Source organism: Mycobacterium sp. NPDC050551 (assembly GCF_040674075.1).
GTDB lineage: Bacteria > Actinomycetota > Actinomycetes > Mycobacteriales > Mycobacteriaceae > Mycobacterium.
Genome location: NZ_JBFARC010000007.1, coordinates 77,632 through 103,384, shown reverse-complemented (window position 1 = coordinate 103,384; position 25,753 = coordinate 77,632). Strand labels below are relative to the sequence as shown.

At 68.3% G+C, this 25,753-nt stretch carries 24 protein-coding genes; 8 read left to right on the top strand and 16 right to left on the bottom strand.

Going from position 1 to position 25,753, the window contains the following annotated elements; all coding sequences use genetic code 11:
- Positions 1-27 precede the first annotated feature (27 nt).
- The gene (locus AB0K11_RS24865) at positions 28-651 is read left to right on the top strand and encodes a hypothetical protein (RefSeq protein WP_364983446.1); all 624 of its coding nucleotides are present in this window, start codon (positions 28-30) and stop codon (positions 649-651) included.
- Here AB0K11_RS24865 and AB0K11_RS24860 read toward each other — a convergent pair.
- Positions 648-1,943, bottom strand: a complete 1,296-nt coding sequence (locus tag AB0K11_RS24860) for an acyltransferase (protein ID WP_364983443.1) — start codon at positions 1,941-1,943, stop codon at positions 648-650. The two genes, AB0K11_RS24865 and AB0K11_RS24860, sit on opposite strands and share 4 nt — an antisense overlap.
- A 254-nt stretch (positions 1,944-2,197) precedes the next feature.
- Between AB0K11_RS24860 and AB0K11_RS24855 the strand changes: the two genes are divergently transcribed.
- On the top strand, positions 2,198-2,884 hold the full coding sequence (locus tag AB0K11_RS24855; protein ID WP_364983440.1) for a M12 family metallopeptidase: 687 nt from the start codon (positions 2,198-2,200) through the stop codon (positions 2,882-2,884).
- A gap of 95 nt (positions 2,885-2,979) precedes the next feature.
- Positions 2,980-5,469 (top strand): caspase family protein, encoded by a 2,490-nt coding sequence (locus AB0K11_RS24850; RefSeq protein WP_364983437.1) that lies wholly within the window; start codon positions 2,980-2,982, stop codon positions 5,467-5,469.
- On the opposite strand, the gene AB0K11_RS24845 is transcribed toward AB0K11_RS24850, so the two are convergent.
- Positions 5,438-7,696 carry an NADP-dependent isocitrate dehydrogenase gene (locus tag AB0K11_RS24845; protein ID WP_364983434.1) on the bottom strand — a complete coding sequence of 753 codons (2,259 nt, stop codon included), beginning with the start codon at positions 7,694-7,696 and terminating at the stop codon, positions 5,438-5,440. The genes AB0K11_RS24850 and AB0K11_RS24845 overlap by 32 nt on opposite strands.
- Before the next feature lie 349 nt (positions 7,697-8,045).
- On the opposite strand from AB0K11_RS24845, the gene AB0K11_RS24840 reads away from it, so the two are divergent.
- Together AB0K11_RS24840 and AB0K11_RS24835 are read left to right on the top strand one after the other, a co-directional pair.
- Positions 8,046-9,248, top strand: a complete 1,203-nt coding sequence (locus tag AB0K11_RS24840; protein ID WP_364983431.1) for an acyl-CoA dehydrogenase family protein — start codon at positions 8,046-8,048, stop codon at positions 9,246-9,248.
- Entirely contained in the window at positions 9,241-10,389 is a 1,149-nt protein-coding gene (locus AB0K11_RS24835) for an acyl-CoA dehydrogenase family protein (RefSeq protein WP_364983428.1), read from the top strand. Before AB0K11_RS24840 ends, AB0K11_RS24835 begins: the two co-directional genes overlap by 8 nt.
- A gap of 12 nt (positions 10,390-10,401) precedes the next feature.
- Here the strand turns inward: AB0K11_RS24835 and AB0K11_RS24830 are convergent, their stop codons facing one another.
- The 7 genes from AB0K11_RS24830 to AB0K11_RS24800 form a co-directional block, all read right to left on the bottom strand.
- The gene (locus AB0K11_RS24830; protein ID WP_364983425.1) at positions 10,402-11,658 is read right to left on the bottom strand and encodes an MFS transporter; all 1,257 of its coding nucleotides are present in this window, start codon (positions 11,656-11,658) and stop codon (positions 10,402-10,404) included.
- Positions 11,658-12,509 carry a DMT family transporter gene (locus AB0K11_RS24825; RefSeq protein WP_364983422.1) on the bottom strand — a complete coding sequence of 284 codons (852 nt, stop codon included), beginning with the start codon at positions 12,507-12,509 and terminating at the stop codon, positions 11,658-11,660. Before AB0K11_RS24825 ends, AB0K11_RS24830 begins: the two co-directional genes overlap by 1 nt.
- Before the next feature lie 47 nt (positions 12,510-12,556).
- Positions 12,557-13,450 (bottom strand): SDR family oxidoreductase, encoded by an 894-nt coding sequence (locus AB0K11_RS24820; RefSeq protein ID WP_364983419.1) that lies wholly within the window; start codon positions 13,448-13,450, stop codon positions 12,557-12,559.
- Between the two features lie 110 nt (positions 13,451-13,560).
- On the bottom strand, positions 13,561-13,965 hold the full coding sequence (locus AB0K11_RS24815; protein ID WP_364983416.1) for a DUF1622 domain-containing protein: 405 nt from the start codon (positions 13,963-13,965) through the stop codon (positions 13,561-13,563).
- A 17-nt stretch (positions 13,966-13,982) separates the two neighbouring features.
- On the bottom strand, positions 13,983-14,702 hold the full coding sequence (locus AB0K11_RS24810) for an MgtC/SapB family protein (protein ID WP_364983413.1): 720 nt from the start codon (positions 14,700-14,702) through the stop codon (positions 13,983-13,985).
- Between the two features lie 105 nt (positions 14,703-14,807).
- Positions 14,808-15,188, bottom strand: a complete 381-nt coding sequence (locus tag AB0K11_RS24805) for a hypothetical protein (protein ID WP_364983410.1) — start codon at positions 15,186-15,188, stop codon at positions 14,808-14,810.
- A 157-nt stretch (positions 15,189-15,345) separates the two neighbouring features.
- The gene (locus AB0K11_RS24800) at positions 15,346-16,311 is read right to left on the bottom strand and encodes a tripartite tricarboxylate transporter substrate-binding protein (RefSeq protein ID WP_364984144.1); all 966 of its coding nucleotides are present in this window, start codon (positions 16,309-16,311) and stop codon (positions 15,346-15,348) included.
- Positions 16,312-16,689: 378 nt separating this feature from the next.
- On the opposite strand from AB0K11_RS24800, the gene AB0K11_RS24795 reads away from it, so the two are divergent.
- Positions 16,690-17,040 (top strand): hypothetical protein, encoded by a 351-nt coding sequence (locus AB0K11_RS24795; protein ID WP_364983407.1) that lies wholly within the window; start codon positions 16,690-16,692, stop codon positions 17,038-17,040.
- A 15-nt stretch (positions 17,041-17,055) separates the two neighbouring features.
- Here AB0K11_RS24795 and AB0K11_RS24790 read toward each other — a convergent pair whose 3' ends face one another.
- Positions 17,056-17,787 (bottom strand): SDR family oxidoreductase, encoded by a 732-nt coding sequence (locus AB0K11_RS24790; RefSeq protein ID WP_364983405.1) that lies wholly within the window; start codon positions 17,785-17,787, stop codon positions 17,056-17,058.
- Between the two features lie 92 nt (positions 17,788-17,879).
- Here AB0K11_RS24790 and AB0K11_RS24785 point away from each other — a divergent pair, with 92 nt between their 5' ends.
- A complete protein-coding gene (locus tag AB0K11_RS24785; protein WP_364983402.1) occupies positions 17,880-18,449 on the top strand; it encodes a TetR/AcrR family transcriptional regulator in 570 nt (189 codons plus the stop codon).
- 29 nt (positions 18,450-18,478) lie between these two features.
- Here AB0K11_RS24785 and AB0K11_RS24780 read toward each other — a convergent pair whose 3' ends face one another.
- From AB0K11_RS24780 to AB0K11_RS24770, 3 genes are all read right to left on the bottom strand, one after another.
- On the bottom strand, positions 18,479-19,264 hold the full coding sequence (locus AB0K11_RS24780; RefSeq protein ID WP_364983399.1) for a hypothetical protein: 786 nt from the start codon (positions 19,262-19,264) through the stop codon (positions 18,479-18,481).
- A 113-nt stretch (positions 19,265-19,377) separates the two neighbouring features.
- The gene (locus tag AB0K11_RS24775; RefSeq protein ID WP_364983396.1) at positions 19,378-20,178 is read right to left on the bottom strand and encodes an enoyl-CoA hydratase/isomerase family protein; all 801 of its coding nucleotides are present in this window, start codon (positions 20,176-20,178) and stop codon (positions 19,378-19,380) included.
- 53 nt (positions 20,179-20,231) lie between these two features.
- The gene (locus tag AB0K11_RS24770) at positions 20,232-20,624 is read right to left on the bottom strand and encodes a hypothetical protein (protein ID WP_364983393.1); all 393 of its coding nucleotides are present in this window, start codon (positions 20,622-20,624) and stop codon (positions 20,232-20,234) included.
- Positions 20,625-20,721: 97 nt separating this feature from the next.
- Between AB0K11_RS24770 and AB0K11_RS24765 the strand changes: the two genes are divergently transcribed.
- Positions 20,722-21,315 (top strand): DUF2165 domain-containing protein, encoded by a 594-nt coding sequence (locus AB0K11_RS24765; protein WP_364983390.1) that lies wholly within the window; start codon positions 20,722-20,724, stop codon positions 21,313-21,315.
- 9 nt (positions 21,316-21,324) lie between these two features.
- On the opposite strand, the gene AB0K11_RS24760 is transcribed toward AB0K11_RS24765, so the two are convergent.
- From AB0K11_RS24760 to AB0K11_RS24750, 3 genes are all read right to left on the bottom strand, one after another.
- Positions 21,325-24,075, bottom strand: coding sequence for an Ig-like domain-containing protein (locus tag AB0K11_RS24760; RefSeq protein WP_364983387.1), 2,751 nt, complete (start codon positions 24,073-24,075; stop codon positions 21,325-21,327).
- A 224-nt stretch (positions 24,076-24,299) separates the two neighbouring features.
- Positions 24,300-24,473, bottom strand: coding sequence for a hypothetical protein (locus AB0K11_RS24755; RefSeq protein ID WP_364983384.1), 174 nt, complete (start codon positions 24,471-24,473; stop codon positions 24,300-24,302).
- 463 nt (positions 24,474-24,936) lie between these two features.
- Entirely contained in the window at positions 24,937-25,728 is a 792-nt protein-coding gene (locus AB0K11_RS24750) for an SDR family oxidoreductase (RefSeq protein ID WP_364983381.1), read from the bottom strand.
- Positions 25,729-25,753: the final 25 nt, after the last annotated feature.

Genomic DNA, 25,753 nt, shown 5'->3' with positions numbered 1-25,753 from the left:
GTCGCCGTCGGCGGTTATCGTCGGGCGATGCCCCTGCAGAACCGGGTCACGCCGGACGGAGACATCATCGCCACCGGGGCGAGGGGCACGCTGATGGGCAACCGGGGCGTCCTGCACGACGCGAACCGCCGCATCGTCCGCAGGTCGCGCAACAGGATGTGGTTGATCTGCCTGCTCGAGTTCCGCGACCGCAGGCGACGGGTGATGACACCGGGCAGCTACACCGAGCTCTTCTTCCTCGACGAGGCCGTCGCGCTGGCCGCGGGCCACCGGCCGTGCGGAGAGTGCCGCCGCGACCGGTACCGGGCCTTTCTCGACGCCGCGGGTGCGGGTGCCGGTCGGGCGGTCACCGGTGCGAAGGATCTCGACGCCCTGCTGGCCGCCTCGCGGCGGGCGCCACGCAGCACCGCTTCGGTCGCCCAACTGCCCGACGGGGTGTTCGTCGACCTCGGCGGCCGAGAGGGCGACCGTGATCTCCGGCTGATCTGGAGCGGCGCGGCCCACCGGTGGACACCGGCGGGCTACGTCGATCCGGTGCCGGTCGCGGCGATGGTCGGCGAGGTGGCGGTGGTGACGCCACCGTTGTCGGTTGCGGCGCTGCGGCAGGGCTACCGGGTGCAGGTCCATCACTCGGTGCAGCGGGCCGGCTAGACCACTGGCCGGCCCGCGCTGAGGCGTGCGGCCATGGTCGCGACCAGGAACCCGCCGAGGGTGAGCCAGCCGGCGGCGCCGGTGAGCCCGTTCTTGGCCAGCAGCACCAGCACGATGCCCGCGAGGCACACCAGCACGCCCGCCGCCGTCGACCGGGCGCCGACGGGGCGCACCGGGGCGTCCCACCACGGCAGGGGCCGGTGTTCCAGCGGCGACAGCAACCGGAAGGCAACAGCCATCACCACCGCGAAGACGACTGCCCGCAGGGCCAGCAGTGCCCAGAAGTGCGGTGCGTGCACGTCGTAGGCGTCCAGACCGAGGGCGTGCAGGGAGAATGCGGCCACTGCGATGGCCGGGATGTGCCAGAGGTAGAGCGTCATCGCACCGCCGTTGCCCACCGCGACGGCGTGCCACACCCGGGGGCGGGCGGCCCACCGCCGGACGGGGCCGGCCGCGGCGACGAACGCACAGGACATCCAGGTGCACTGCAGGGCGAGCAGCAGCGTCGGCGGCGACACGTTGGACATGTGCTCGACGCCGGTCACCACCAGCGACACCTCGTAGACACCGGCTACGGCGAGCGCGATCTGGAGGGCGAGGGCGGCCACAGCGGTGGCCAGCGCGGCGCGCACACAGACCAGGCCCCGCGCGTAGGCCACGCCCAGCACGATCGGGATCAGCCACACGAGCAGGAAGTTGGCGACGCCCGCCACGGGGGTGCCTGCCGTCACCCGGAACCCGTCCACCGCCGCCGCGGCGACGAGCAGCGATGCGACCAGCGCCGCGGCCGAGCGGCCCGACCTCAGCCGGGTCAGCACCGGGACGAAGGCGAGCGTGACGAGATAGACCCCGAGAAACCACAGCAGCGCGACGGACTCGCGTCCGAGCCGGTCGGCCGATTCGCCGCCGAGGGTGACGCGGACGACCAGCAGTCCGAGCGACCACATGGCGAGATACCAGAACACCGGCCGGCACAGCCGTTGAGCCCTGGCGAACAGCCAGCCGCCCCACGCTCCGCCGGAACGCCAGCCGTAGGCGCCCGCGGCGCCGCCCGCAAAGAAGAACAGCGGCATGACCTGGACCACCCAGGTGACCGGCTGGATGTCGGGCAGCGTGCCCAGCAGATTGCCGATGCGCACACCGCCGCTGTCGATCGTGGCGAGCAGCAGGGCGCAGTGGCCGAACATCACGACAACGAGAGCGGCGAGACGGGCGACGTCGACCGCGCGGTCGCGGCCGGGTTTGGTGACGTCGCCGGCGAGCGCGTCGGCCGTGGGCTGGATGAGCGACATGTCCATCAGCATGCCCGGTTGCCCGCGGTCCGGGGATGAGTAGAGCTACGCAACTCGCCCACCCGAGTTGCGCGAGCGTGCACGTCTGCTCGCGACACGCCGTGGCGTACCGGCATTTTGCGCACGCTCGCGAGCCACCACCGGACAGATGTCGAGTAGTGCACTACTCACGACCTACCCCACGCTACGGGCAGACACTCGACGCAGCACATCCCCGGGGGTCGGGGTGTGAAACACGAGAGAAAGGTGTCGCCATGGCCGAGGAGAATGCACGCCACTTCTGCATGGTGCCCATACCGGGGCAGTTCCAGGGCAAGACGAAGGCCGCCATCCTGAACGAGTTCAGATGGGAGCCCGGCACGCAGATCACGGTGGCCTTCTTGGAGGGCGATCCGGATCTGCGGCGGCGCGTCGCCGAGGTGGCCAAGACGTGGACAGGCCCGCAGATGGCCAACCTGGACCTGAAGTTCGTCGACGGCGACGACGCCGACGTCCGGGTGGCGTTCAAGCAGGGCGACGGGTCGTGGTCCTACCTGGGCACCATGTCCAAGGACATTCCCCCGTCGCAGCCGACGATGAACTTCGGTTGGCTCACCCCCGACTCGGACGACTCCGAATTACGGGTGGTGCTGCACGAATTCGGCCATGCGCTCGGCCTGATCCACGAGCACCAGAATCCGATCGGGTCGATCAACTGGGACCGCGCCGCGGTGATCGCCGACCTGTCCGGCCCGCCCAACGAGTGGGACGAAGCGACCATCGAGCACAACATCTTCAAGAAGTACGACCCGGCGGAGGTGGACGCCACCGACGTGGACAACCGCTCGATCATGATGTACCCGATTCCGGCGGCGTGGACCACCGACGGGTTCTCCGCGGGCCTCAACCGCACCCTGTCCGAGACGGACAAGGCGTTCATCCACGACGCGTACCCGTGGTGAGCGACCGCGACAGGTGACGAGGGCACCCGGGTTCCGTGCGCGGAACCCGGGTCTTGCCTCGGCAGAGACGGGCCTCGACGGAACGGGAGACAGTCATGAGAGACCTCGCTGTGGTGGTGGGCATCTCGCGGTATCCACAACTGGCGGCCGACGGCGCCGCTCCCGATCTCGACGGGCCGCACAACGACGCGCTCGCCGTGAAGAACTGGCTGGTCGACCCGGACGGGGGCGCTCTGGCGGAGGACGACGTGCGGCTGATCCGCTCGGACGATCCCGTCGACGCGCACGATCCCGAGCCGGCGACGGCACAGGTCGAACGGGCCCTCAAGTGGGTCGAGGAGCAGACCTGCGAATCGTCGGGACGCAGGCTGTACCTGTACTTCTCGGGGCACGGCTTCGCCCCGCGGCTCGAGGAGGGCGCGCTGTTCACTGCGAACGCATCCCAGATGAGCCCGGAGCACGTGTTCGCCCACGGCTGGATGCAGTGGTTTCGCACGGCGCAGCGATTCCGGGAGGTGGTGTTGTGGATGGACTGTTGCATGAACTTCTCTCAGTCCATCCCGGTCAACGAAGTGCCGCTGCGCACCCGGATCGGCACCGGTTCGGCCGTCCCCGCCTTCCTCGGCCTGGCCGCTCAGACGAAGAGCGCGCTGGAGCACCGCATGGACGACGGGCAGGTCCACGGCGTTTTCACCTGGACGCTGCTGCGAGGTCTGCAGGGAGGTGCCGCCGACGAGCGCGGCCGTGTCACCGGACACAGCCTGCGCAACTTCCTGCTGACGGTGATGCCCGAATTCCTTCCGGATTCTGCGCGCAACTCCACGGCGGTCGACCTCTACCCGTTCGTCCGCGCCGATGACGGGCTGGTGTTCCATCGGCTGCCGGCGCGGCTCAAATATCCTGTGCAGCTGACATTCCCGGCGGAAGCCGAGGGCGAGCCGCTACACATCTGGACGGGTCGCCCCCTGGTGGAGGCCGTGTCGGCAACGGTGCGCAATGGGTCGTGGAGCGGCGAGCTGCTGCGTGGGTTGTACGTGGCCGAGGTGCCGGGAGCCGGACTGCGGCACGGCTTCCAGGTCAGCGGCGCCGGACGGGTACCCGAGACCGTCAGCGACACCGGTCCCGCGGTCGGGCAGTCCGACGGAACGGAGCTCTTCTCGCTCGACGTGGTCGCGGACAACCCGTCGGCGGCGATCAGCGTGATGGACAACGGGTTCGAGCGTGTCTTCGACGGCACCGGGGAGGTGCACGAGGTCGACAGCCCCGGCGTCTACAAGGTGCGGGTGGAGTTCGGCCGTGACATCACCATGGTGTGCGACCAGGTCGTGCTGTTGGACCGCCACGGCGTGCCGGGCCGGGTGAAGTCGCCCCAACTCGCGTCCGCGGCGCCCATCCCGGGAACCGCGTCGACCCTCGGCACGCACGAGTCGCCGTTCGCGGACGCGGCCGAAGGCCGAAGCCGTCACACCCCGTTCGTGCACGGCGGCTCCGGCATCTCGCTGCTGGCACGGCATTGGAGCGACCCCGGCCAGTCCGCGATCGCAGTCCCCCACCCGATGGCCGGCCTCGAACTCGTCGACGCCGCAGGAGTACCGCTGGGCGACCTCGTCGCCGGGTGTGACGTCGACGGACAGCCGGGCGTCGACGCGGTGGCCGTCTGGGAACGCCCGCTCGACCCCGGCGTCTACTTCCTGAGGCAGAGCCGGGACGACGGCCGACGCCACGAGGGATGCCTCGTCGTCTCACCGGGCTGGATCACCCAGGTCGCCGTCAAGCGCGCCGCACACGAAACGCCGTCGGCCGAACACCCCGACGGACTCGCCGGCGTGGCCCTGTTCATGCGCAGGCACGGCGTGCCGCGATCCGCCGACGAGGATGCCGCCGTCGAGGGCGCCCGCGTGGCGCTGGCGCTGAACCGCAACATCCTCGCCGAGGGGCACGGCGAACAGCTCGTCGACATGCTGGTCACGAATGTCACCAGCCCGATCGCCGGCATCATCGGCGGACACCTGCTGCTGCTCGCCATGAAGCAGGCGGCGGCGCCGAATCCCCAGCAGGAGAAGCAGTTCGACACACTGGTGCGGCGGCTGCGGGAACTCGTCGGCGATGCCCACCCCGATGTCGAGGCGCTGTCACTGCGATGCACCGACCCGACGCTGCGCACCACGGCGACTTTCATCGCACCACCCATGCTGCGGTACGGCTGGCAGCTGGTCACCGACGCCAGTTACGACCATCCGGAGCTGATCTCGGCCGCGCTGTGGGAACGGGTGCATGCCACCGTGGCGCTGCGGGCCTACCTGACGTGGGCCATCGACGGGCAGACCCAGCAGGCGCACGCCGATCAACTCAGCGCGTGGATGGGTGCATTCACCTCGGCGTCGCGACCGGCACCGGCCCCCGGGAACGGCCACATCGGGGCGATGGCCGCCCGGCTGCCCGTGCTTCCGCCCGCCGAGTCGTTGCCGTCCGCCGCGAGGGACGCCGCGCGCCGGCTGCAGGTGCCGGCCGTGGCCGCCGAAGCGCTGTGGCGCAGCGCCCGACGGACGGCGGCTAGCTCTTCTCCGTCACCGGCTCCTCGGTGACGCTTTCCAGCACGGTGTTGAGCGTCTTGCTCGGCCGCATCACCGCGGTGGTCTTCTCGCGGTCCGGGTAGTAGTAGCCGCCGATGTCGACCGCATCGCCCTGCACCTCGGCGAGTTCGGACACGATCGCGTCCTCCTTCTCCTCCAGGGTCTTGGCCAGGGTGGCGAAGTGCTCGGCCAGTTCCTTGTCGTCGGTCTGCTCGGCGAGTTCCTGCGCCCAGTACATCGCGAGGTAGAACTGGCTGCCCCGGTTGTCGAGCTCACCGGCCTTGCGGGACGGGTTCTTGTTGTTGTTCAACAGTTTCCCGATGGCCGAGTCCAGCGTCTTGCCCAGCAGCACCGACCGCTTGTTGTCGGTCTTGCGGCCGAGGTCCTCGAAACAGGCGCCCAGGGCCAGGAATTCGCCGAGCGAATCCCACCGCAGGTGATTCTCCTCGACCAGCTGGTGGACGTGCTTGGGCGCCGATCCGCCCGCACCGGTCTCGTACATGCCGCCGCCCGCCATCAGCGGCACGATCGACAGCATCTTGGCGCTGGTGCCGAGTTCCAGGATCGGGAACAGGTCGGTCAGGTAGTCGCGCAGGATGTTTCCGGTGACGGCGATGGTGTCCTCGCCGCGGATCACCCGCTCCAGCGTGTACCTCATGGCCCACACCTGCGGCATGATCTGGATGTGCAGGCCCTCGGTGTCGTGGTCCTTCAGGTAGGCCTTGACCTTCTTGCGCAGTTCGGCCTCGTGGGGACGCTCGGTGTCCAGCCAGAACAACGCCGTCATGCCCGACTCGCGCGCGCGAGTCACCGCGAGTTTCACCCAGTCCCGGATCGCGGCGTCCTTGACGATCGGCATACGCCAGATGTCGCCGGTCTCGACGTTCTGGCTCAGCAGTACCTCGCCGGTGTCGATGTCGACGATGTCGGCCACCCCGTCCTCGGGGATCTCGAAGGTCTTGTCGTGGCTGCCGTACTCCTCGGCCTTCTGCGCCATCAGGCCGACGTTGGGCACGGTGCCCATGGTGGTCGGGTCGAACTGTCCGTGGGTCTTACAGAAGTTGATCATCTCCTGGTAGATCCGGGAGAACGTCGACTCCGGGTTGACCGCCTTGGTGTCCTTGGTGCGCCCGTCGGCGCCGTACATCTTGCCGCCGAGCCGGATCATCGCGGGCATCGACGCGTCGACGATCACGTCGCTGGGCGAGTGGAAGTTCGTGATGCCGCGGGCCGAATCGACCATCGCCAGCTCGGGCCGGTGCTCGTGGCAGGCGTGGAGGTCGTTGACGATCTCCTCGCGCTGAGAGGCCGGCAGCTTCTCGATCTTGTCGTAGAGGTCGGACATGCCGTTGTTGACGTTGACGCCGAGCTCGTCGAACAGCTTCTGGTGCTTGGCGAATGCGTCCTTGTAGAAGACCTTGACCGCATGCCCGAACACGATCGGGTGCGACACCTTCATCATCGTCGCCTTGACGTGCAGCGAGAACATCACGCCGGTCTCGTAGGCGTCCTGCATCTCGTGCTCGTAGAAATCGCACAGCGCCTTCTTGCTCATGAACATGCTGTCGATGACGTCGCCGGCGTCGAGGGCGACCTCGGGCTTGAGCACGATGGTCTCGCCGCTCTTGGTCTCGAGCACCATCTTGACCTTGCGGTCTTGCTCGATCGTCATCGACTTCTCGCCGGCGTAGAAGTCGCCGCCGCGCATGGTGGCCACGTGCGTGCGCGACGCCTGCGACCACTGGCCCATGCTGTGCGGGTGTTTGCGGGCGTACTCCTTGACCGCCTTGGGAGCGCGACGGTCCGAGTTGCCTTGTCGCAGAACGGGGTTGACCGCACTGCCGAGGATCTTGGCGTAGCGATCCTTGATCGCCTTCTCCTCGTCGTTCTTCGGCTCCCCCACCCAGTCGGGCAGGTCGTAGCCCTTGGCCTTGAGTTCCTTGATGGCGGCCAGCAGCTGCGGCACCGAGGCGCTGATGTTCGGCAGCTTGATGATGTTGGTATCCGGCGAGTGGGTGAGCTCACCGAGCGTGGCCAGGTTGTCGGGCACCCTCTGTTCCTCGGTCAACCGGTCGGAGAACTCGGCCAGGATGCGCGCCGCCACCGAGATGTCGCTGGTCTCGACGTTGATGCCCGCCGGTTCGGTGAACGTCCGAATGATGGGCAGAAAGGCGTAGGTCGCCAGCATCGGCGCCTCGTCGGTCAGCGTGTAGATGATGGTCGGCTTCTCGGCGCTCATTGGTCTGTTCTCCCGGCGTCAGTTCGGTCAGTGGCGAAGCGGTCCGCTTGTGGCGGCGGTTACCAGTATTGCCTCGCACACACCTCCCGTGTGATGTGCCCTGCACGACGACCCCGCACCGGCCGTCCGGCGCTGCGCCATGCGGCGCTGCGAGACTTTGCTGCCATCGCCGGCTCCGGCGCGACACGCAGCACCATTCGCGGCGACACCCATGGTGCAGTTCGCCGCAGCCGGCTCGGTCCGGTCGCCCGTCGGGTGGTCGCGGCCCGCCGGTACGGTCACAGTGGGCGCGTGGTCGCAGCCGCGTGCCGGGCGCGATTTCGCAGCCGACACGCTGGAGGAGCACTTCATGAGCACCGTCGCCGAAACCGAGCGGGTCGCCGAACTCGCCCGCACCGTGGTCGCCGAACACGATCCGAAGTCCGTGCCCATCCCTGAATTCCTGGGTGCCTGCTACGACGCCGGCCTGTCCTGGGTGCACTTCCCCGACGGGCTCGGCGGCCTCGGACTCTCCCGCGGGCTGCAGGCCGTCGCCGACGGCATCCTGCAGGGCGCGGGCGGGCCGGTGCCGCTCGGGCTGAATCCGATGGGCTACGGCATGGCGGCGCCGACGGTGCGCGAACATGCCCGCGGCGACGACCTCAAGCGGGAGTGGCTGCGGCCGCTGGCCACGACGGAGCACATCTGGTGTCAGCTGTTCTCCGAGCCCGGTGCCGGTTCCGACCTCGCGGGGCTGTCCACCTCGGCGGTGCCCGATGGTGACGAGTGGGTGGTCAACGGCCAGAAGGTGTGGACCAGCCTGGCCCACCGCGCGCGGTGGGGGCTGCTGCTCGCGCGCACCAATCCCGACGTGCCCAAGCACAAGGGCCTGACCTATTTCGTGATCGACATGCACGCCCCGGGCGTCGAGACGCGGCCGCTGCGCCAGCTGACCGGCCACGCCGAATTCAACGAGGTCTACTTCAACGACGCCCGGATTCCCGACGCCCACCGCCTCGGCGACATCGGGAACGGCTGGGCGGTCGCGATGACCACACTGATGAACGAGCGCAGCGCGCTCGGCGGCAGCGGCAGCCGCCGCGGCGCGGGCACCATCGCCGACGCGGTGGCGCTGTGGGCGTCGCGGCCCGAGCGGCAGACACCGGTGCTGAGGGACCGGCTGACCCAGCTGTGGTTGCGTTCGGAGGCCCAGCGGCTGACGTCGGAGCGCTCGCGGGCCTCGGCGACCGTCGGCGGCCCCGGCCCCGAGGCCTCGATCGGCAAGCTCGTCGGCGCCGAACTCAATCAGCACATCTATCAGTGGTGCATGGATTTCCTCGGCCCGGAGGGACTGCTCTACCACGGCTACGGCATGCAGGACGGCGGCCGGGCCGCCGAAGAGACCGACTGGCGCGGCCCGATCCAGCAGCGGTTCCTGCGCAGCCGCGCCAACACCATCGAGGGCGGCACGTCCGAGGTGATGCGCAACATCCTGGGTGAGCGGGTGCTCGGCCTGCCAGGCGACCTGCGTGCCGATGCGGGCATGCCGTGGAAGGAGATCCCCCGTGGCTGAGAAGTTCAGGTTCACCGACGAACAGCAGCAGTTGCGGGCCGCGGTGCGAAAGTTCTGTGCCGAGCACTTCGACGAGCAGGCGGTACGGGCGTTGATGGAGTCCGACCCGCCGTTCGATGCGAAGCTGTGGTCACGGCTCGGCGCCGAACTCGGCGTGTTGGGACTGTCGGTGCCCGAATCCGACGGCGGCGCGGGCGGCAACCTGGTGGACCAGGCGGTGGCTGTCGAGGAGTTCGGCGCCGCGCTGGCGTGCGGGCCGCTGTTCGGGACGGTGTACCTCGCTGTTCCCGCACTGGTCGCCGCGTCGGCGGGGCCGGCACGTGACGCCCTGCTGGCCGATCTCGTCGAGGGCGCCCGGACCGCGGCGTTCGCGGTGGGTGAGCGCGCCGGCGTCTTCGATCCGGGCGCGGTGACGGTCACCGTCGAGGGTGAGGCATTGACGGGTTCACTGCCGCAGGTCGTCGACGCAGGCGCAGCCGACGTGCTGCTGGTGGCCGCCACCGGAGTCGGCGGCGTGGGGTTGTACGCGGTCGACACCACGGGCGACGGGGTGACGCGGTCGCCGCTGGTGACACTCGACCTGACCCGCCCGCAGGCGGCGGTCGAACTGGCCGGCGCAACGGCCACGCTGATCGCCGGCCCGGACGAGGCGCCGCGGGTGATCCAGCACGCACTGCACGTGGGTGCGGGACTGCTGGCCGTCGAACAGGTCGGCGCCGCACAGCATCTGCTCGATCTGGCCGTCGACTACGCGAAGTCCCGGCTGCAGTTCGGCAGGCCGATCGGGTCGTTCCAGGCGGTCAAGCACCGGTTGGCGGACATGCTCGTCGAGGCCGAGCATGCCCGGTCGACGGCGTATCACGCGGTGTGGGCGCTGACCGACGGGTCCGATGACGCCGCCCTGGCCACCGCCATCGCGCAGGCCACCACCTCGGCCGCGCTGAGCCGCATCGCCGCCGACACCATCCAGGTGCTCGGCGGCATCGGTTTCACCTGGGAGCACCAGGCGCATCTGTATTTCAAGCGCGCCACCACCGATGCGGCGCTGCTGGGCAGCGCCGAGGACCACCGCACGCGCATCGCCGAGCTCGTGCTGGATCCGGCGGTGCCCGACCGGGTGGTCCGGGTCGCCGCAGGCTGAGCCGAATCGGGTTCAGCGCTCCGCGGTGTCGGTGGGGACGGTCTCCTCGGCCGGCGGTCCGCCCACCTCGGCCGCCACCACCGCGGACGGGCGACCGAGGAGCAGGAACAGCGCTCCCCCGACGAATGCCGCGGCGCCTGCGAAGGTCAGGAAGCCGTTGAAGCTGGGGCCGGCCTGCAGGCTGCGGCTCAGGATCAAGGCGCCGAGTGCCGAGGAGACGCCGATGGCGGCCGACAGCACACTGAGCACGGTGCTGTAGATCGTCAGGTGGAAGCGACGCGCCACCAGGTAGGCGATGACGTCGCCCTCGGCGCCCCAGGCAGCCCCGAGGCAGCACACCGCCACCACGACGACGACGAAGCTGTCCCATGGTGACGCGATCAGCAGGCAGCCGAGGCCGGGCAGTCCCATCGCCACGGCCGCGACGATCTGGGGCGGCAGCCGGTCGAGGGCGATGCCGCAGGCGAACCGGCCGACGATCACGGCCACGGCGAATACGGACACCAGCAGGGCGACCGCCTGGCCTGCCGGCACCGAGTCACCCAGCATCACGCCGAGCTGGGTGGTGGTCACCGAGTGGTACAGGTTGCACAGCAGCACACCGGCCAGCAGGATCCAGAACACCCGGCTCCGCCCGATCGCACGGTAGTCGTTGCGGGTGTTTGCTTCTCGGGCGGCGCGACGCAGCGTCCGGTCTTCGGTGGGGATGAGGGCTAGGGCCAGCACGCCGATTGCCGCGATGACGACCGCGATCGCCAGGCAGCCCACCCGCCAGCCGTAGGCGCCGTTGACCGCCTCCAGGGCGGGGACTCCGATCGCGCCGAGCAGAGGCGGTCCGGAGATGGCGATCGCCAGGGCGAGACCGCGCGCCTCCTGGAATCGGGTCGCGACGAGGCGGCTGTACACCGATGGGGTCGTCGTCACGCCCAACGCGATCAGCACGACGTTGATCGCGAAGTACTGCCAGATCGGCCCGGACATCAGCGAATAGGCGATCCAGCAGGCGGGCAGACCGGTGACGCCGAGGATCGCGATTCGGCGCACGCCGAAGAGGTCGGTGAGGCGCCCGTAGACGGGCAGGAAGACGAAGGTGAGCAGGGTGATGACACCGGTCAGTGCGAAATCGGCCCGGCTCCAGCCGAACTCGGCCAGAAACTGCGGCCCCATCGCAGCATTGGTGTAGGCGCTCAGGCTGAGTCCGGCACTGAGGCCGGCGGTCGCCGCGGCCAGTGGCTGCCAGTTGGTCCGCAGTTCGCGGAAGTAACTCATCAAGGGATCGACGGTACCGGTTTGGGTCTCGCGCGGACGGCGAGGAGGCCGCCACCGATGACGAGCACCATCCCGGCGTAGGTGACCGGTGTCGGCGCGTGATGCCAGACCACCCAGTCGATCAGGGCGGTGAAGACGATCACGGAATAGATGAAGGGCCCCACCTTCTCCGCCGAGGCGTAGCGGTAGGCCAGCACGATGAGGACCTGTGAGCCCATCTGCGCGCAGCCCAGGGCGGCCAGCCACACCCAGGCCTGCGCGGGGATCGGTTGCCAGTCGAGGACGGCGACGGGGACGGACAGCAGCGTGGAGAGCAGGAAGTAGTAGAACAGGATCCTCATGACCGGCTCGGTGGATCCGAGCCAGCGCACCGACATCATCGCCACGGCCAAGAACACTGCGCCTGCCAGTGCGGACAGTTCGCCGGTGTCGAACCGGTGGCCCTGGGGCTGCAGCACCAGCAGCACGCCTGCGAAGCCGAGCCCGGCGCCCGCCCATGTCAGCCCGGAGATGCGTGCCCGGGTGACACACCAGGCGACCAGCGGCATCCACAGCGGTGCGGTGTAGGTCAGCAGGGTGGCGTTGGCCAGCGGGATCTGGGTGATCGCGAAGAACAGCGCGTACCAGCAGGCGGTCCCCATTGTCGCCCGCAGGATGTGCATGCCGATCCGGTCGGTCCGCAGTGCCGCCCGTCCGCCCCGCAGCGCCGCAGGGGCGATGAACAGAAAGCAGATCAGGTTTTGGGCGAGCAACAGGACGCCGGTCGAGGTGTACTGGCCCGACACCTTGGCCAGCGCACCCACCAGTGCGACACAGAAGAAGGCGGCGGTGGTGAGAGCCGCTGCCAGCACGAGGTTTTCGGGACGGTACCCGGTTCTGGCGGTCGCCGGCGGCATCATCACCCCCGAGACGCCGGAATGCCGTCCGCGGAAGCGGTTTCGGCGGTGCGGGCATTCATCCGGTTGGTCTCGCGCGCGAGCAGGTGATTGAGTGCGCGTGGCGCGACGACGTCGAGAGCCCGCAGGGCAAGGGCCTTTCGGGGCGCGATGCGGACGGGCCGGTGGCGCGCAGCGGTCACCATCCACTCCGCCGCCTCGTCCGGGGTGAGCGCGGGCAGCCCGGCGTAGGCGCGCGTCGGCGCGATCATCGCGGTCGCCACCAGCGGGTAGTACACGGTGGTCGAGTGCACGCCCGCGTGGCCCCACTCGGTGTCGATGACGCGGCTGACCGCGCTGAGTGCCGCCTTCGACGCGTTGTACACGGCGAACAGCGGCGAGGATTCGGGCAGCACCCGCCAGGTGGCGATGTTGATGATGTGGCCGTCGCCGCGTGCGCACATGCCGGGCGCCAGGCCCCGCATGAGTCGCAGTGGCGCGTAGTAGTTGAGCGCCATGACGCGTTCCACGTCGTGCCAACGGTCGAGCGAGTCGGCCAGCGGCCGGCGAATCGACCTGGCGGCGTTGTTGATCAGGATGTCGACCGGCCCGGCCTCCGCCACGAGGTGGTCGACCTGGTCGAGGTCGGCGAGATCGGCGGTCATGGCGACGGCCTGGCCGCCGTGTGCGGTGATGCGATCGACCAGCTCGGCCAGGAGTTGTTCGCGGCGGGCGACCGCGATGATCGAGGCGCCGCGTGCGGCGAGCTTCTCGGCAGCAACGGCACCGATGCCGGCTGATGCGCCTGTCAGCAGGATCCGCTTGCCTGCCAGATCGACCGGCCGACGCGAAGGCAGATGTGGCAGCGGACGCATCCCCGCCAGCCGCATCGCTCTTCTGATGTCGGGCTTGGCCACCGTTGATCTCCTGTCCGGCCGGCACGAGGCGGCCGGGTCTGTCCACAATCTATGGCCCGCAAGCTGACTCGGCAGCAAATTGACTCAAAGGTCAGAAGCTGACGACGTCGTCATTCCTGCGTGGGTCGGGTCGACTCTCGTGCGGCCCGCGCCAGCACCTGCGGACCCGTCGTGAAGGCTTTTCGCCACGGCGCGACGCCGTCGACCTCCACCTCGATGGTGATGCTCAGCACCGTCCGGATCAGAACGATCATCCCCAGCACCGCCGCATCGGTCAGCGACGGTGTCGAGGTGACGGTCTTGACGATGTCCGCGGCCACGAGCAACTCCAGGCCGAGCAGTATCGCCCCACCGAGTGAGTTGCGCAGCGACTTGAAGGCGCGGCCGCCGTCGCGGGTTCGCCCCCAAGTCACCGCGGCGAGGGCGAAGGCGAACACGAAGCCCACCACCATCGACAGCACACCGGACACCTCGAACACCTGGGTGGCCCGCTCGAAGAACGTCTGCACTCGCACTCAGATCACCCCTGCCTTCACATCGACCAGTCGGCCGCCTGCTCGTTGAGCAGGCCCCATCGCACCGACGTCACCCCGGCTTGCCCGCTCAGCGCACGGATGGCGTCCTCGGCGGACTGGTCGTCGCGGACGGCGGTCGCGTAGTCGGCTCGGAGTTCGGTCTGATCGGCGGTGTGCGCCGGTAGCGACTGCACCGCCCGCAATTGGAAGTGCGGCGCCGGCAGGGCTTGCGTCAACAGTGTTTTGACCGCCGCCTCGACGCGGGCGCCGCACACGACACTGAGCCGGTACTCGGCCGACGTCACGTCGCGCCCGCCCTTGGTGGTCATCCGGTCCAGCCGGGTTCCCAGCGGCTGGAGGAACCAGTTCCCCGCGACGACGATGACGGCGCCGGCAACGGCTTCGCGCCACATCCACGCACCGGCGAGCGCGCCGACGGCGGCCGTCGCCCACAGCGTGGCTGCTGTGTTGAGCCCGGTGACGGACAGCCCGTGCTTCATGATGACGCCGGCACCGAGAAAACCCACGCCGGAGACGATCTGCGCCGCGACGCGAAGCCGGTCGCCTTCCTGGTCGAAGCTGTAGGCGCTGAGGATGAGGAACAGCGCGGAGCCCATGCTGACCAACGCCATCGTCTGCAGCCCCGCCATCCGGGACCGCCACTGGCGTTCGAAGCCGATGGCGATGCCCAGGGCCGTGGCCAGGCCGACGCGCGTCAGCAGTTCGAGGGCCAGCATGCCTGCGATCTTCCCCTCGTCGCCGGCTTTCGTCCGCCCGACACGCTCGGGGAATGCGGCCGGCCCGCCACCTGGTGGTGGCGGGCCGGGTGGGCGGCTCGGATGTCAGGGTTGTGCGGCGACGAGCGGCGGGTTCTGGGCGACCGGACCCGGCTGCTTGGGCGGCTTGGGCGACTGCTCGACGACGGCGAGGCCGGGGTCGACGATCTGGGGCCGGATGTTGCCTGCGCCGCGCTTGGGCGCGGTGGTGACGACGATGGTCCCGCCGCGGCAAGAGACGATCTTGCCGTCGACGAAGACGTCCTGGCCGTCGTCGATCGGGATGTTGTAGCCGTCGGCGTCGGTGTAGTTGCAACTGCCGGCGGGGCCGGGCTCGTTGTCGGTGGCGTGCGCGGTGGCTGGGGCCAGGGCGAAGATGGCGAGCGCGCCGAGCATCGTGGCTGCGTAGCGGAAGCGGGTCAGCTTGTGGGTGTTCGAAGTGGTCATGGTGGGTTCCTCTCGGGCGGGGCTGGTGCCTGGGTGCTGAGAAGAATGTTGCTCGCCGCAGGGGGGTGTCCGTAATCGCCCGCGAGCCAGAGTTCCGCTGTGGCAGGCAAGGTTTCCCTAGTCGTCCGGCAAGGCCGCCGTTGTGGCGCAGTGCTGGTCAGCGACCCGCTTCGCCGAGCGCGGCCCTGACGTCCGCCTGGGTTTCCGCCAGGAAGGTCTGGAACTCCTGACCGGTCATGAAGGTGGTGGTGAAATGGTTTTGTTCGGAAATCTGTTGCCAAGCAGGCGATTTCACCATCTCGCCGAGCGCCTTCTGCCAGAACGCGACGGCGACCTCCGGCATGGCCGGTGGTCCGTAGAGGCCGCGCCAGTTCGACAGCGTGACGTCGAGTCCCTGTTCCCGTGCGGTGGGGGCGTCGAGGCCGGGCAGCCGGTTCTCGGCGAGCACACCGAGCGCCTCGAGCTCCCGTGACTTCAGCTGGCCGACGAACTCGCTGACGCCGCCGATCGCCACGCCGATCGAGCCGTCACGTAGCGCGGTGATCTGGTCGCCACCTCCCTCATGGGTGATGTACCTGATGGTCGACGGGTCGCCGCCGGCCGCCTTGACCAGGAGGTCGAAGGGAGCCTGGTCGTCGTTGGCCGCGCCGACGGCGACACGTCCGGGATCCGCCTTGATCGCGGTCATGAGGTCACCGAGATTCCTGAACGGGGAGTTCGCAGCGGTGACGACGACGTAGTACTCGGTCATCAGACGGGCGATCATGGTGACGTCGCCGTACCCGTACTTCGACACGCCGCGCAGCTCGTTCATCATGATCGACAGCGACGTGACGGACACCTGGTCGTCCCTGCCCTTGTCCTGCTCGACCATGGTGGCCAGGAAGTCCGCGCCGCTCGCGCCCGGCCGGTTCTGAATCGGGAGCGGCACGTCGATGATGCCCTCCTTCTGCAGCGCGTCGACGACCGAGCGGATCGTGAGGTCGAATCCGCTGCCCGGGTTGGCCCCGGCCGTCATCGTGACGGGTCCCGACGGGTATGCCGGTGGGGCCGGCGCCGATTCGGCGTCCTGACAACCGGTCAGCACCAGCGTCGAGGCCACCACGGCGGCGATGGCGTGCATGATCTTCACAAGGGATGCGCTCCTAGGTCGTGTGTCGCGGCCGGCAGCCAGCGCGTTCGGTCGCTGAGAGCTGAGCCCACCCAGAAGCTGTACACGAAACCGCTGCTTCGCGGTCACCGCCTCGATGGATCCTCACACCCAGTTGAAGAATCTGGCCGAGCTGTCCGAGGGGGCGTGGACTTTGCGGATCGACCGCCCAGCGGGATGGCCATCTGTTGCTCAAGATCAACGCAGAGCAGGCCAGCCAGCCCGCTGAGCAGGCACTTCTCTGGACCCGCACCGGTGTGGCCCGTGGGGTTGATTGCGTTGACAAGCACTCGATGCCGTGGTTGCTGTCTCGCGTGGTGGACGGACGGTGATCGCCGCTAGGGTCATCGCGTGCGCACACACTCGACCTTCATGGCATCGGCCGTCGCGGCCGGCGCCGCCGCCTTCCTGCTTGCGGCGCCGATCGCCGATGCCGATCCGCCACCGCCCTGCGCTCCGGAGGATCAGCAGTGCCAAGAGCAGCAGAAGAACCCGGGCGCGGGAATCGCAAACGAGGTCATCGACAACGTCCAGCAGGGCGTCGATCAGGCGAACGAGGCGCTGAACCCGAAACCCAGTGCCTACCCGGGCATCATGGTGCTCAAGAACGGGGTGCCGTGGTGCATGGCTCTGGGCCAGCCCATCCCGCCCGGCGCGGTGATCTCGAACATCCACCCGAGCGGGATGACGTCCTACTGCTGAAACCGCGGGCCACCGTCAGACCGTGACGGCCGCGAGCGCCTCGGCGAGATGGGCATTGAGCTCCTCGACGCTGCCGCTCAAACGGGCCTTGACGTCCTTGGAGTCCTCGTCGGCGAGCACCTCGAAGGCTCCGGCGGCGACACCGTCGTATGCCTGCCCCACCACGCTCGCCGGACTGCTCTTCGGGACCTCGAAGCGGGTGACCATCGCGGTGTCGATCAGCCCGACGATCAGCCCGGTCACGCTGGTCTGCTGCGCCGCCAGTTCGGCGCGCAGAGCATTGGTGGCCGACCACATCGCGGCCTTGGACGCCGCATACGCCGTCGGCATCGGAATCCAGGCGGCCAGCGACAGCACGTTGAGCAGGGCGCCGCCGCCGTTGGCTGCCAGCACCGGTGCGAACGCCTTGGCGACGCGCAGATTGCCGAAGTAGTCGGTCTCGAAGATCCGGCGCGCGACGTCCTCGTCGCCGGTCAGGACGGAGAAGTCCTCCTCGGGTGCGACGGCTGCGTTGTTGACCACGAGATCCACGTCGGTCGCGGTCGCCGCGGCACGGGCGACCGACGCCGCGTCGGTCAGGTCGAGCGGTAAGGGCACCACGCGGTCGTCGTTCCAATCCCGCGGCGCCCGGGCGGTCGCGTAGACGCGTCGCGCACCGCGCGCGAGGGCCTGTCGCACGAATTCACCGCCGAGACCGCCGTTCGCTCCGGTGATCAGCACCGTCCGACCCTCGAGTTGCTCCGTCATCGTGACTCCCGCCGTAGTGTGTGTAAGTGGGGTACGTCCCCACCTACACAAGCGGGGAGACTCCCCGGTTATTCCGAAGCGGAGGTCGATCGGTGGTCACGGTGCCGCGCCCGCTGCGCGCTGACGCACGGCGCAACCGCGAGGCGATCCTGCGCGCTGCCCGAGCGGCCTTCGACACCGAGGGGATCTTCGCTCCCATCGACGGCATCGCCACCGCCGCCGGCGTCGGCAACGCCACCCTCTACCGCAACTTCGCCACCCGAGATGACCTGCTGGCCGCGGTGATCGAGGACAGCGTGGCAGAACTGGTGGCCGAGGCCGACGGCTTCGATAGCGGGTCGGCCGATGATGCGCTGCGCGAGTGGCTCTTTCGGCTCGCATGGGCGCTCCGCATCTGGCACGACCTGCCGACATGCATCGCCGGTGCAGTGGACGACGCCGACTCACCGGTCAAGGACGTGAACACGCGGCTGACCGACCGCACCCGCGATTTCCTGGAGCGGGCCCGCGACCACGGATCGGCGTCCGGTTCCGTCACCGCCGAGGAGTTGTTCGAACTCGTCCTGGCGGTGTCCTGGGCCATCGACCGCTTCGGTGACAAGCCGAAGCGCGCGCGGCGCCGGGTGGCGCTGGCGACGGCCGGGGTGTTCACAGCGAAGTAGATCTCGTCCGTTGACGTTTCGCTGGTGGTTCAGCTCCCCCGGTCCACGGTGTCGAAGATCGTCAACGCGTCTGCGAACGGCGCCGGCGTGACGCCCAGGTCGCGGCCGAACGGCCGGTCGAGCCAGAACACGATGAAGAGCAGAAGCCCGAGTAGTACCGCCACAGAACCGGACAGCAGCAGGTGGACTCGCCGGTTTTCCAGTCGCGAGAAGGTCATCAGGGCGATGAGCAGCACGCCGCCGAACAGGAGACCGACCCAGAGCAAACCGGGTATTCGCGGCCGAGCGTCGAGGAACCGGGCGTTGCGGTCCGAGGCGAGCACAGCCAATTGCTTGAGGAATTCGCCGTCGAGTGGCCGCGACGCCTCGTCGGCCGGCTGATTACCCAATATTCGGTACATATCGGTGATCGCCTTGGGCGCCGCCTCATTGCCGTCGCCCTCGTATTGGCTGTCCCACTCGGCGTCGACAGCGATGGTGTAGTTGCGCAATGCGTCGCGGAGTTGACCTTGTTTCGGGCCTGACATACCGACGGTCTGCCGATACATGGTCGCCAGGGTGGAGGCCTCGTTGCTCACCGTGGCCTCGGCCGAGGAGAACTGCTCCCACGCCACCACGACGGTGAAGCCCAAGAGCGCGCCGTAGACCAGAGCGACGGTGGTGATGAAGGGAGAGAGCGAGTTGTCCGTGTCGCCACCATCTCGGGCGCGTGCCGTGCGGTTGGCCAGCCAGATGCCGAAGACGGCCAAAGCGATCGAACCCGCGACCACCGCGAGCAAGAACAGCCACAGACCGGGAAGACCCATTCCCGCCATCGGCCACCTCCCCACGCCTGGCGAACGTTACTCCAGGAGACGGGGTCGCTTGTGAAATCGTGATGCCGAATGACCGTGCCAAGCGGCCGACGACGGGGTCAGGCGCGAACCAATCAGCGTCCGTCGAAGGTTGCGTGGCCGGGTCCGGCTTCGAGGAAGCTCGCCACCGCACCTTGCAGATCCTCGGTGGCGAACAGGGCGCCGGACACCTCGGGGGTGACTGCATCGGCATGGCGAACACCGCCCGATCGCCACGCCGCGATGATCTCCTTGGTCGCCGCATTCGCTTTGGTCGGTCCGTCCGCCAGGCGGTCGGTGAGTGCGCGGGCAGCCGCGTCGACGTCGTCGTGAACGGCGTTCACCACGCCCCAGTCGGCCATGGTCGCGGCATCGTAGAGATCACCCGTCATGACGAGCTCCCGCGCGCGGCCGGAGCCGGCACGTTCCGCGAGCCGCTGCGGTCCGCCCATCGACGGCGTCAACCCCACCACGATCTCGACCAGTCCGAACTTCGCCTTCGGCGCCGCCAGAATGATGTCGCAGCCGAGCGCGATCTCGAACGCCGCCGTCAGCGTGAGGCCGTGCGCCGCGTACACCACCGGGCACGGCAGCTGCTCGAGGGGATGGATCACCTCGGCGAACAGCCGACGCCACAGGTCCGCGCCCTGCTCCGCGGTCAACCCCTCGAAGACATGGACGTCGACGCCCGCCGAGTTGACCTTGCCCTCGGCTCGGAGCAGTAACGCGCGGGGCGGGTTCGCGGTCACTTCCGCGATGCGGGCGACCAGAGAGTCGAAGGTCTCCTGGTCGAACAGGTTCAGCGGGCCGTTGTCGAAGGTCAGCGTCACCACGTCGGCGCCCGCGGGCGTGGTGGTCGTTTCGAGCACGATCGGATTAGTCGACACGGCCCTCACAGTGCCACACCGGGTTACAGCCGTTGCGTCGATGCCCTGACGGACGTCATGACCTACTTGTCCGAGTCGTCCTTCGAATCGTCATCCGACTTGCCGTCCGACTTGTCTTCCGACTTGTCGTTCGAGTCGTCCTTCGAGTCGTCTTCCGACTTGTCGCTCTTGTCGTCCTTCGAGTCGTCTTCCGACTTGTCGTCAGAATCGTCCTTCTTCTCTTTCTCGTTCTTCTTCTTCTCCGCCTTGTTCCTGGCGGCCTTGACCAACGCGAGCGCCTCGTCGTCGGTGCATTCGGTGCCGGCATCCTTGAACTGCTGTTTGACGGCCTTCACCGCCTCGTCGTCGCTCACATTGAGTGGCACCTCGACGTCTTCGGGCAATTCCGCGTCATCCTCGTCTGCCCGCTTGTTCAGGTCGTCGATCACGTCCGGGTCTACTTCGTCTTCCGCCATACCGCTACCTTAGGAAGTCGGCCGGCAATCCGTGGTCGCTTCGGCTCCATGCTCCAGATACGTACCTCGATAGGCACTCTGATCGGAGAAGTCGGGCATGAACTCCTCGAAGAGCATCGACGGCGCTGACCGCCCGCAGCCGCGGTGGCTGGCCATGGGCAGCTTGTCCGCTGTCGGTGGATTGCTCGTCGGACTGAACGCACTCTTCATGCTGTTGGTCGCCTTCGGGAACATCACCGATTTCGCGACGAATCAGGCGTTCGTTCAACACGTTCTCTCGATGGACACGGCGAACTTCGGTTCGCCGGCCGGCCAGAACCTCGACCCGTCGGTGATGTGGCACGCGATCGAGTCCCGTCCACTTCAGACTGCCGCGTACATCGGCGTCATCGCGTGGGAACTCCTTGCCGGTGTGGCACTGGCGGTGGCGACGGTCTGGTGGTTTGCGCGTCCGGCGCATAACAGGGTGCGGGCGCGGGCCCTGTCGACCATCGGCCTGACGATGATTGTCGTGCTGTTCTTCGGGGGTTTCCTCGCCGTCGGCGGCGAATGGTTTCAGATGTGGCGTTCGTCCGATTGGAACGGGTCCGATGCCGCGTTCCGCAACGCCGTCATGGCGCTCTTCGCGCTGCTCGTCATCCACCTGCCTGCTGCACCGGATGTCAGCGCTCTGCCGTCGACTCCCCGTTGAGGGCAGCGCTCAGACGACGATGGTGTCGGTCAGTATCACCGTGGTCCAGTCGCCGGCGGCGACATCGGAGTAGACCACGCCCGGCGGCGGTGCTGGGACGTTGGTCTGCCCGAGATCGTTGCGGCCGAAGGCGATCACGGTGCCGTCCGAGCGCAGCAGTACCGTGTGATCGAAGCCGGCGGCGATGTCGGTGTAGATCATTCCCTCCGGCAGCTCCGGGATGGCGGTCTGCCCGTAACCGGGCCAGCCGATCGCGACCACGGTGCCATCCGAGCGCAGCAACACCGTCTTGGAGTTGCCCACGGCGGCGTCGGTGTAGAAGATTCCCTCCGGCAGCTCCGGGATGGCGGTCTGCCCGTAGTCGTTGTTGCCGAAGGCGACGGCGGTGCCGTCCGAGCGCAGCAGCACCGTGTGGTTCGCGCCGGCGGCGATACCGGTGTACTTCATCCCCGGTGGCAACGCCGGGACATTGGTCTGCCCGGATGCGTTGTCGCCGAGGGCGACCACGGTGCCGTCCGAGCGCAGCAGCACCGTCTGGAAGCCGCCGGCGGCGACATCGGTGTAGGTCACGTTCGGGGGAAGCTCCGGGATGGCGGTCTGCCCGTAAGCGTTGTCGCCGACGGCGACCGCGGTGCCATCCGAGCGCAGCAGCACCGTGTGGAGATAGCCGGCGGCGACGTCCGTGTAGGTCACGTCCGGCGGCAGCTCCGGGATAGTGCCCTGCCCGTAAGCGTTGTTGCCGACGGAGACTGCGGTGCCATCTGAGCGCAGCAGCACCGTGTGGTAATACCCGCCCTCGACCTCGGTATAGGTCAACCCCGTCGGCGGCGGCGGGATGTCGGTCTGCCCATTGGTGTTCCATCCGACTGCGACGACGGGACCGTCGTGGATCGGGGCGTCCTCGATCGGGGTGACGGTCAGGGTGACCGTGGCGGTGTCGGCGCTGAGGCTGTTCGCGGAATCGGCGACGGTGTAGGTGAATTCGGCGGAGCCGTTGTAGTCCGCGGTAGGGGTGTAGGTGACCGTGCCGTCGGAATTGAGCACCACGGTGCCATGGGTGTTGGCGGTGCTGTTGACCGTCGCGATGTGCAAGACGTCGCCGGTGTCGGGATCGGTGTCGTTGCCGATCAATTCGGCGGCGGTGAGTGTTCGCGAGCCGTCCTCGTCGAGGGTGAAGGGTCCGTCGTTCACAGCGGTGGGCGCATCGTTGATGGCGGTGACGTTGATGGTGACGGTGACAGTGTTGCTGTCCGACGCGCCGTCGTTCACCTTGTAGGTGAAGGAGTCTTGGCCGGTGAAATCGGCGGTCGGAGTGTATGTGAACGTGCGGTCGGGGTTCAGGACGAAGGTCTGTGCGTTGCTGGGGCCGGAGACCAGGACGGCGGTGAGGGCGTCACCGTCGGGGTCGGAGGAATCGGCGGCCAAGTTGACCGTGGTGATGGAGTCCTCGGGCACGGTGATGGTGTGACCCGTGGCCACCGGGGCGTCGTTGACCGGGGTGACCGTCACCGCGACGGTGCGGACACCGGTGAGCGATCCATCGGACACGGTGTATTCGAATGACGCCGACCCGGAGTAGTTGGCCGCTGGGGTGAACGTCACGGTCCCGTTGCTCAGGGCGACGGTGCCACCCTGGGCGTTGCCCACACCGGTGACCGTCAACGGGTCGCCGTCGACGTCGGTGTCGTTGGCGGCCAGATCGGCGGCCGACACGCTGAACACGGTGTCCTCGGCAATAGTGAACGGTCCATCGCCGACGGTCACCGGGGCGTCGTTGACGGGGGTCACCGTCACCGCGACGGAGCCGACATCGGTGAGCGATCCGTCGGACACGGTGTATTCGAATGACGCCGAACCCGCGTAGTTGGCCGCTGGGGTGAACGTCACGGTCCCGTTGCTCAGGGCGACGGTGCCACCCTGGGCGTTGCCCACACCGGTGACCGTCAACGGGCCGCCGTCGACGTCGACGTCGTTGGCGACCAAATCGGCCGCCGACACGCTGAACGCGGTGTCCTCGGCAACAGTGAACGGCCCCTCGTCGACGGCCACCGGGGCGTCGTTGACGGGAGTCACCGTCACCGACACCGTGGTCGTGGACGCGTGCCCGCCGCCGGAGAACAGCCCCGCGAAACCGTGCACATGCCAGGGGCTGGCCTCATCCGAGACGGTGTAGCTGAAACTGTCGTCGCCGGCGAAGTCCGCGTCCGGGGTGTAGGTGAACGTCCCGTCGGAATTCAACGCCACCGCGCCGTGGGCGGGTTGGGTGTAGTCGGTCACCGTCAAGGTGTCACCGGGGAAGGGGCCGGGCGTGGTGTTCACATCGCTGTCGATGTCGTTCACCAGCACCGGAAAGGTCGTCGGCATGCCCTCGGCGGTGCTGACCACATCTGCCACCGCGGTCGGCGACTGATTGAAGAACGTGCGCTGCAGTTCGCGCTGCACCCACCCCAACATCACGAACAACATCACCGGCGGCGCGGGGGTCGTCGGACCGGGCGTGAAGACCGACGACAGGAATGCGTTCACCGCGGTGATGGCGATGTTGACCAACACCGCCGGGGCAGCCACCGCCGCTTCCCAGACGTTGTCGGGCTGATCGATCAATGGCGCCGGCGATGGCGTCCCCGGCGCCGCGGCAGCGGCCAGCAGTTGATCCTCGCCCGGGGCGGTATCGGTCACCGCGAACGCGCGGGCCGTCAACTCGCCGGTACTCACCGACGGTTTCACCGGGGTCTGCGGGGCGCGCAGGGCGGCCGCCATGTCCGATGCCCCATCCGGTGCAGTGACTTCCGACGACCTCGGTGCGCTCGACACAGCCTCGCTCACGGCTGGCGCCACGTACACCGGCGGCGGGTCCACAACGGGCGAAGGTGCGGCCGGCGGCACGTACGCCGGCGGCGGGTCCACGACGGGCGAAGGTGCCGCCGGCGGCACGACCACCGGCTGCGACACCCCGACATCCGCTGTCAGGCCGTCGTTGTCGCTCAGACTCTGCTGCTCGGCCCCGTCCGTGGCACCGACGACCTCCGACGGGCCGAGAGCGCCGGCCCCCTCGACATCGCCGTCGTCGTCATCGCCGTCGTCATCATCGTCATCATCGCCGTCGTCATCAGCGTCATCGGCGTCATCATCGTCATCATCGGCGGCGGCGTTGTCATCGTCGTCGTCATTGGGGGTGGAACTGGATTCAGGATCGCCATCACCGCCCTTGGCGGACGGACGATCCGACGCCGCACCATCCGTCGTCTTTGCCGAGTCCGGTGCAGCGTGCGCCACTCCAGGAGTGGTCGCGACCGCTACACCCACGCCCAGCGCCACGGCCAACGCCCCGACCCGGCCCACATAACGCGAACAACCCACAACGACGCCTCTCCGAGATACCGGTACAACGACAGCTTCCGTCAAGCCTGGCTGAGCGGTGATGTAGCGAACCAGGAGAAACCCGAAAGATCTTGTTTTCCAGCCGGGATTCGCACCATTGTTCCGGTTGAGCGAACAAGCGCGGTCAGACTCAGTCAGAGTAGCGCAGCCGTCGGGACAAACACCGGACAACGGTCCCAGGAAATTGACGGGTCCGATACCAATCTCCGGTGAACGGGATCTCCCGGCCGGACGCGTTCCCTACTTGAACGGGTTGAAGGTGCGGCCCATCACGTACTGAATGCGTTGCGGAATGGGCCGTATCGCCGCGGCGGTGAGCTTGTTGACCGTGCCCGGCACGCACACCGGGTTGCCCTTGGTGACGGCGGCCCAACCTGCGCTGACGACGGCATCGGGCTCTTGCCACAGGAATCCGGGCAGCCGATCCGCCGCGTCACGAGTGCCCATGACGTCGTGGAACTCGCTGTGGGTGAAGCCGGGGCAGAGTGCGGTGACGTGGATGCCGTGCGGCTTGAGCTCCATGTCGAGGGACTGTGACATGTCGAGTACGTAGGCCTTGATCCCGGTGTACAGCAGACCCTCCCCGGGCGGAGCCATCGCGGCCAGTGAGGACAGATTGACGATGCGCCCCCAGCGGCGTTGCTTCATGCCCGGGATCACCCGGTGGGCCAGCTCGGTCGTCGCGGTCACCATGAGCTGGACCTCGGCGGCCACTGCTTCCCACGGAGTCTCGGAGAACTTCGTGGGGGATGACAGGCCGGCGTTGTTGATGAGCACGTCGATGGGCATGCCGATCTTCTCGGCGTGACCGACGATTGCCGCGGGGGCACCGGGGTCGGTCAGGTCGGAGGTGAAGACCTCTCCGCGCACGCCGTGCGCCTGACGCAGCTCGGCTGCCAGTTCTTCGAGACGCTCGGCGCGACGGGCGACGAGCAGCACGTCGAAACCCTGGGCGGCGAGATGGCGGGCGAAGGCTGCGCCGATACCGGCGGAGGCTCCGGTGATGAGGGCGGCTTGTCGATGGGTCGTCATAGGAATTCCTTTCGTGCGCGAGATG

Bases quoted from the DNA above. Each gene is read 5' to 3' on its own strand.
- AB0K11_RS24780 (WP_364983399.1), bottom strand. From the start codon at position 19,264: ATGGCGGGAATGGGTCTTCCCGGTCTGTGGCTGTTCTTGCTCGCGGTG.
- AB0K11_RS24790 (WP_364983405.1), bottom strand. From the start codon at position 17,787: ATGACGGAGCAACTCGAGGGTCGGACGGTGCTGATCACCGGAGCGAAC.
- AB0K11_RS24865 (WP_364983446.1), top strand. From the start codon at position 28: ATGCCCCTGCAGAACCGGGTCACGCCGGACGGAGACATCATCGCCACC.
- AB0K11_RS24850 (WP_364983437.1), top strand. From the start codon at position 2,980: ATGAGAGACCTCGCTGTGGTGGTGGGCATCTCGCGGTATCCACAACTG.
- AB0K11_RS24855 (WP_364983440.1), top strand. From the start codon at position 2,198: ATGGCCGAGGAGAATGCACGCCACTTCTGCATGGTGCCCATACCGGGG.
- AB0K11_RS24755 (WP_364983384.1), bottom strand. From the start codon at position 24,473: ATGACAACGCCGCCGCCGATGATGACGATGATGACGCCGATGACGCTG.
- AB0K11_RS24845 (WP_364983434.1), bottom strand. From the start codon at position 7,696: ATGAGCGCCGAGAAGCCGACCATCATCTACACGCTGACCGACGAGGCG.
- AB0K11_RS24805 (WP_364983410.1), bottom strand. From the start codon at position 15,188: ATGACCACTTCGAACACCCACAAGCTGACCCGCTTCCGCTACGCAGCC.
- AB0K11_RS24770 (WP_364983393.1), bottom strand. From the start codon at position 20,624: ATGGCGGAAGACGAAGTAGACCCGGACGTGATCGACGACCTGAACAAG.
- AB0K11_RS24810 (WP_364983413.1), bottom strand. From the start codon at position 14,702: ATGCTGGCCCTCGAACTGCTGACGCGCGTCGGCCTGGCCACGGCCCTG.
- AB0K11_RS24830 (WP_364983425.1), bottom strand. From the start codon at position 11,658: ATGAGTTACTTCCGCGAACTGCGGACCAACTGGCAGCCACTGGCCGCG.
- AB0K11_RS24765 (WP_364983390.1), top strand. From the start codon at position 20,722: ATGAACTCCTCGAAGAGCATCGACGGCGCTGACCGCCCGCAGCCGCGG.
- AB0K11_RS24860 (WP_364983443.1), bottom strand. From the start codon at position 1,943: ATGTCGCTCATCCAGCCCACGGCCGACGCGCTCGCCGGCGACGTCACC.
- AB0K11_RS24750 (WP_364983381.1), bottom strand. From the start codon at position 25,728: ATGACGACCCATCGACAAGCCGCCCTCATCACCGGAGCCTCCGCCGGT.
- AB0K11_RS24760 (WP_364983387.1), bottom strand. From the start codon at position 24,075: ATGGCGGCCGCCCTGCGCGCCCCGCAGACCCCGGTGAAACCGTCGGTG.
- AB0K11_RS24800 (WP_364984144.1), bottom strand. From the start codon at position 16,311: ATGCACGCCATCGCCGCCGTGGTGGCCTCGACGCTGGTGCTGACCGGT.
- AB0K11_RS24840 (WP_364983431.1), top strand. From the start codon at position 8,046: ATGAGCACCGTCGCCGAAACCGAGCGGGTCGCCGAACTCGCCCGCACC.